Below are 3992 nucleotides of genomic sequence, written 5' to 3'. Positions count from 1 at the left end.
TATAATTCTCATTGTCTTTGCCATTCATAACCCATTTACGGAAATCATCCTCTTTGATTGGGGATTTCGTATATTTGTTGAAGTTTACAAAGACTATATCACTAGTATTAGACATATGTATAAACGTTTTCTGTAATGTTAAAATCTTGCGGGTTTTGAGCTGTAAAAAATACTTTTCCTTTATAGATTAATTCATTATCATTATACAAATCAAATGCAAATCTATCCTGCTTAACCCCTGTTAAATCAAATGTAAGCGACATTAACCCATTAGTAAGCGTATATGTACAAACCTGTTCCGTAACCTCATTATAACCCTCTTTTGTAACTTTCATAAGTAAGTTATTTTCTGTAGGCTCAAATCTTGGTATAAGTTTGATTGTATGCGTTGTATTTTCAGGGAGTATCACTTTCATTATTTATATAACTAATTAATTGTTTTATTGTTACTTTTTAAATAAAAAAACCCCACTAATTAAAGTAGGGTTTAAAATGAAATATTAAAATTAAATTAAGCTACTAATGCTAAAAACGCTGTTACTGTTGTAGCATCCAAAAATGGTGCTGACTTTAAAGTTTCAGCTACTAAAGTAACGTTATAGCCGTTGGTATCTGTTGAAGCACCTCCTGTAATCGCTTGGGCTGTTGATGTTACGTTAATACCATCTTCACCCATCCATCTATATTCACCGTTCGCGTCTTTTACAACCGCTGAAACGTTGGATTCAAGTAAAGCGTCTAACTCTACACTTGTTGCTGAATCTTGTCTAAATAATTGAGTTACTAAAGTTTGCGTGTTAACCTTAGAACCTGTTTTATGGTCTGAAACTATATTTTCTTCAAATGTGTTAGAATCGCCTTTGATTACATATTTGTAAACAGTTTGACCAGTTAAACCATCTAAAGCTGTGGCTAATCTACCTGTTAATGTGAAAGCGTCTTCAACATAATTAAAGAAATACACTTCACCTGATAAGCCTCCCTGCCCTTGATTTCGGCAAAGTCTATTAGCTCCTATTGATGTATCGCACATATATTATATTGTTTTAAAAAGGGATGTAATTAAACACCCCTTATATTATTATTTCTATCCTACGTATAAAACGTTGAATTTTTGGTTACCTACGTGAGCACCAATAGACATAATATTCTTTAAGAACATATCCTCTCTATTGTTTGCAATTTTATCCATTTTCATTCTGTTTACATCACTTTGTAAATCAGTAACCCAAAATAAATGAGATTTTCTCGCACATAAAATAACATCTTCAGGAAAAGGTACAAAAACAATATTCAAACCATTAAATCCATAAGAACCACCGTTTATGGCAAAAGCATCTTTATAATTAGCTACATTATTATTGAAAATAGTAATTAATTGCTTGTGAGAGTAAGGCGCATAAATAGTTGGCATCTCACCGCTTTCTAAAACTTCTGCTGGTATTTTAGCGTAAACTTTATCGTATTCAGCCTTAATATTAGAACTTGTAATAGTTGTGCCAACTACCTTAAGTCTTTCACCTACTGCTGCACTTCCTGAAGCTCTGGAAGTATTATACAAAATCTTAGTCAACAAACCGTCAAACTGACTATCAGCACCTAAAGAAGCTGCTACCATTGCCTGTTCCTGTGTAGAGATTTCATCATTATCAGTACCCGCTGTTAATGCTGCGATTGCTGTTTTAGTTGCCGAAGTTGCACCTAACCAAAAATTACGCTCTGCTGATAAAGATATTTTCTTAGAATAAATACCACCGATTACAACTCTTTCAAACTCATTTGAGAAACATTCCCACGCACTAGGCGACATACTTCTTTTGTATCTTGAAAATCTTAATGTGTTAGGGTCAAATTCCTGATAAAATAAAACCTTTTCAGGTGTTACTTTAGCATCCCAACTAGATAATGAACCACTTGAAGTTGGCGCACCACTTGTGTACTGTTGCATTGTTGCAGAAGCACTAGCCTCTGTAAAAATTGTTTCTGCTTTTACGTCATCTTCAAACGTTACTAAACCTTTATCTAAAGTGTTATTTTGAAATAATACCTCTTCAATGATAGGCTCTGCTGCTACCCCTAAGATGTCTATTGAATTACTTACTATTGCCATTTGTTGTTTTTTTTCTTGTTTGTTTTACTTGTTTAATGATAAAGTCATTTTTTGTAGCTTTACCTTTTTTTATTAATAGTTCCGCTATGGAATCAGTTAAATTATCGTTATTTATTAAACTATTTACACCATAAGGGTGCAAAATAACGCCCTCTTTTAGTGTATATTTAGCCATTTTGTTTTCTATAATATTTACGTTTTTCTAATTCTGACATTTTATCAAAATCTACTTCCTTATCCTCCCCTTTACGGATAGTCTTTGTAGCTGGCTCTTTAGCTAATTTAACTAAGGTTTCATTTTGTTCTGATAACTTAGTTTCGATTTCTTTAACCTGTTCTTTTAAAGCTACATTCTCATCTTTTAAAGGCGCAAAAAGTTTATCGATTTCTGCTAAAATAGACGCTAAATCACCTTCATTTAGTTTAACCTCTTTTACCTCATCTTTTAAATCTACTTTTTCAGGCTCTTTGGTTTCATCTTGTTTTAATTCAACCTCTTTTGTTTCCTCTGCTTTTTCAGGCTTTAAAAACAACTTAATACCCTCTACAATCTTATTTGCAAGGCTATCCTCTTTTATTTCACTCATATTATCTACTTGTTTTAAATTTACTTCTTCTAATTGCATAAAAGCGTCAATACTAAACCCTTTTACCTTACCACTCTTTACATAATCATTCCATACATCATCATTATCTAACTGCATAACACCCATCCAACTACCTTTAGGATAACTAAACCCAAAATTTGTACTCTTATCTACTTTTGGATTCTCAACTAACCAAGTTTCAACAAACGTAACACCCTCAATGTTTTGATTACTATGTTCAATAGTTGATGTGCTTTGATTAGCTTGTTTTTGAAAGTTGTAAGCTACATTCTCGATATCGTCTTCAGTAAACACAATATTAAATTCGCTACCTCCTTGGTTTCGATAAATTAGTTTATTAGGCTCTAAAATAAGACCCATAACCCTACGTTTATCTTTGTCAACGTCTGCGAATTGTAATTTCTGTTTGCTAAATTGGATAAAATCTCCCTCCATTGCTGGATTCTCTACTAAAGAAACGCCGTAAACGTTCTTTGCGTCTGGATTATATTTTGCTCTATACGTTTTCATATACATCTATATAACTATTATTAATTTTTTTTGTTACATTTTATTTGCGTATTAAATAAAAAGTATTATCTTTGTGTCATTCATAATTTAGTTTTTTAGTTATCATTTTTTAATTACGGTTTGGTTGATAAAAGGCGTGTTACTAGGTAGCACGTCTTTTTAATTATATACTACCTACATTTATTTTATTTCTGTCTAATTGTTGCTGTGTAGTAACTTCACTACCCACTACATACGCTTTTACCGGCTCTTGGTTTTGTTGTGCTACTGTTTGAGCTATTTGATTTGAACCTGTGCCTTGTACTAAGTTGAAACTTGGCGCGCTTGGTTGTTGTGTAGGTGTTGAAACATTTGCACTACCTGTACTACTTTCATTTGTAGATAAAATAGACTTAACATTTAACAAACCAGCAATACCAACAGCGGCTGCGTTTGCAAAACGCAATGATTGTGTAGGTGTGAAATCTGTTGTTTCTGCTAAGGCTTTGTTAATACCTTGGTATGTTGAAATAACAGCCTGTGAAACCGCAACCCCTTTAGCCAATGCGCTACCTTTTTGCGCTAGTTGACCTAAAATAGATAAACCATTTTGAGCAAGGTTTATTTTAGCATTTTCTAAGGCTCTCGCTGACTGCTCTTTTTCTTTATTGGCTTTTATTTCATTTTCTTTTATTTCTTGCTCTATTTTTTCTTTTTTTGCTTTTTCCTCTGCCTTTATTTCTGCTAATTTTGTTTGATATTCATTTTCAGCATTTAAAAGTAAT

Annotated in this window: 6 protein-coding genes; all 6 read right to left on the bottom strand. The window is 32.6% G+C overall.

Going from position 1 to position 3992, the window contains the following annotated elements:
- Nucleotides 1-107: 107 nt before the first annotated feature.
- A complete protein-coding gene (locus ACTG3V_RS15165; protein WP_439133017.1) occupies nt 108-416 on the bottom strand; it encodes a hypothetical protein in 309 nt (102 codons plus the stop codon).
- Nucleotides 417-511: 95 nt separating this feature from the next.
- Nucleotides 512-1033: a hypothetical protein gene (locus ACTG3V_RS15160; protein WP_439133016.1), complete on the bottom strand. Its 522-nt coding sequence runs from the start codon at nt 1031-1033 to the stop codon at nt 512-514.
- Between the two features lie 54 nt (nt 1034-1087).
- Nucleotides 1088-2110: a hypothetical protein gene (locus ACTG3V_RS15155; protein WP_439133015.1), complete on the bottom strand. Its 1023-nt coding sequence runs from the start codon at nt 2108-2110 to the stop codon at nt 1088-1090.
- Nucleotides 2094-2285, bottom strand: a complete 192-nt coding sequence (locus ACTG3V_RS15150) for a hypothetical protein (RefSeq protein ID WP_439133014.1) — start codon at nt 2283-2285, stop codon at nt 2094-2096. The genes ACTG3V_RS15155 and ACTG3V_RS15150 overlap by 17 nt, the downstream gene beginning before the upstream one ends.
- Entirely contained in the window at nt 2278-3228 is a 951-nt protein-coding gene (locus ACTG3V_RS15145; RefSeq protein WP_439133013.1) for an XkdF-like putative serine protease domain-containing protein, read from the bottom strand. The genes ACTG3V_RS15150 and ACTG3V_RS15145 overlap by 8 nt, the downstream gene beginning before the upstream one ends.
- 163 nt (nt 3229-3391) lie before the next feature.
- A partial coding sequence (locus ACTG3V_RS15140) for a hypothetical protein (RefSeq protein WP_439133012.1) occupies nt 3392-3992 on the bottom strand: 601 nt, incomplete at its 5' end.

The sequence above is a fragment of the Polaribacter sp. genome (assembly GCF_965660385.1).
GTDB lineage: Bacteria > Bacteroidota > Bacteroidia > Flavobacteriales > Flavobacteriaceae > Polaribacter.
This window is presented reverse-complemented; position numbering and strand designations above follow the sequence as displayed.

Coding starts and splice junctions, on each gene's coding strand:
- ACTG3V_RS15165 (WP_439133017.1), bottom strand. CDS start 416: ATGAAAGTGATACTCCCTGAAAATACAACGCATACAATCAAACTTATA.
- ACTG3V_RS15150 (WP_439133014.1), bottom strand. CDS start 2,285: ATGGCTAAATATACACTAAAAGAGGGCGTTATTTTGCACCCTTATGGT.
- ACTG3V_RS15155 (WP_439133015.1), bottom strand. CDS start 2,110: ATGGCAATAGTAAGTAATTCAATAGACATCTTAGGGGTAGCAGCAGAG.
- ACTG3V_RS15160 (WP_439133016.1), bottom strand. CDS start 1,033: ATGTGCGATACATCAATAGGAGCTAATAGACTTTGCCGAAATCAAGGG.
- ACTG3V_RS15145 (WP_439133013.1), bottom strand. CDS start 3,228: ATGAAAACGTATAGAGCAAAATATAATCCAGACGCAAAGAACGTTTAC.